The following is a 1,505-nucleotide window of genomic DNA, read 5'->3' on the forward strand; positions in this document are numbered from 1 at the left end:
TGATACGGGACTGGGCTTTACTCCGCACATCCGAGGAAAGCGCCCGAATGTGCTCTGCTTCGCAGCTTTGCAAGTCCGCGTCGCCCAGCCCCGCTTTTTCTTCCACTCGCTCTGCTCGGAAAAACAGTTTGGATGCCCAAACTATTTTTCGAAGCCGTATGACCTCTCAAAGCGGCGCTCCGCCCGCCCGCATCCGGGCGTTGTTCGCCCACAGGTAACGCGAGGCCAGCGAACGGTACGGCGACCAGCGGGCCGTCACCTCCCGCCAGTCCTTCCCCGGATACAGCCGCTCCACCCCCTGCCGCAGCGCGAGGTCGCCGTAACTGAACACGTCGGGCCGCGCCAGCGCGAACAGCAGAAACATTTCCGCCGTCCAGCGCCCGATGCCGGGAAGCTGCACCAGTTCGGCCACCACCGTCTCGTCGGGCTGCCCGCTCAGGTGCGCGAAGTCGATTTGCCCGGTTTCGGCAGCGATGGCGGCGGCCTGCACCGTGCGGACTTTGGCCCACGACAGCCCCGCGCCGCGCAGGTCGTCTCCCGTCACGGAGAGCAGGGCCGCCGGAGTGACCGCGCCCAGCCGCGTTTCCAGTCGGCCATACACCGCCTGCGCCGCCTTCACGCTGACCTGTTGCCCGGCCACGCTCCGCACCAGCCGCCCGAAGGGGTCAGGGGTGGGCGGCAGCACGGTCAGTTCCCCGCACAGGGCAATGACCTGCGCCATCACCGGGTCACGCGAGAGGTGGGCCACCGCTTCGGCGTGGTCGGTCAGGGGCAGTGAGGAAGGAGGCAGCACCCCCCGATTGTGGCGCACTGACCCAGACGCGACCCATCAGACCGTCACCCTGAGCGTTTAGGCTAGGCCCATGCGTTCCCTCTGTGCCTTTTTGCTGCTGTGCGGGACAGCGGCCGGACAGGTCGTCGTTCCCCGCGCCGCACCTGCGCCCGCCCCGGTGGCTCCATCCCTTCCGACGGTTCCACCCATTCCGGCCCTGCCCCTCGGCCCGGCTCCGCTGACGCCGACTCCGCCGCCAGCGCCCAGCCCCGTTCCTCCACCCAGCCCCACTCCGGCTCCCCTGCCTGCGCCTGCCCCAGTCATACCGCAAGCCGCTGCACCCGCTCCGGTCGTGGCTCCGGCCCCTCCCGTACCGCTGCCCGTGACGACCCCAGCGGCGGCTCTCGTCCCGGCTCCGCCCGCTCCCGTTGCGGCCCCGGTGGTCACGGAATCCCGCCCGCTGCCCGTCCTGGAGACGGCTCCCTGGCCTCTGCCGCCCTTCGTGACCAGTTGTGCCGCGCCCCAGCAGCAAAACGCTGCCCTGCACCGCGCCGCCGCCGCGATTGCCAGCGGAACGGGACACGCCGCCGCCCTGAACGCCCAGGGCTACATGGCCGAACGCTACCGCTACTGGGACGTGACCACCAGCGGTGTGTCCGGCGCACTGGCCCAGGCCTGCACCCAGGGGATGTACGACTTCGGCATCGCCCCGACCCGCTCGCGCTGGATAGTG

The 1,505-nt window shown here is 70.1% G+C and carries 1 protein-coding gene and 1 pseudogene; one reads left to right on the forward strand and one right to left on the reverse strand.

The features are described 5' to 3' along the window. Positions 1-166 precede the first annotated feature (166 nt). Positions 167-721: a DNA-3-methyladenine glycosylase gene (locus Q4C89_RS02730; RefSeq protein ID WP_303101117.1), complete on the reverse strand. Its 555-nt coding sequence runs from the start codon at positions 719-721 to the stop codon at positions 167-169. Between the two features lie 142 nt (positions 722-863). On the opposite strand from Q4C89_RS02730, the pseudogene Q4C89_RS02735 reads away from it, so the two are divergent. Then, a pseudogene (locus Q4C89_RS02735) lies at positions 864-1,505 on the forward strand (hypothetical protein); the annotation flags it as partial.

The organism is Deinococcus sp. (assembly GCF_030523985.1).
Classification (GTDB): Bacteria; Deinococcota; Deinococci; order Deinococcales; family Deinococcaceae; genus Deinococcus.

Bases quoted from the DNA above. Each gene is read 5' to 3' on its own strand.
- Q4C89_RS02730 (WP_303101117.1), bottom strand. From the start codon at position 721: ATGGCGCAGGTCATTGCCCTGTGCGGGGAACTGACCGTGCTGCCGCCC.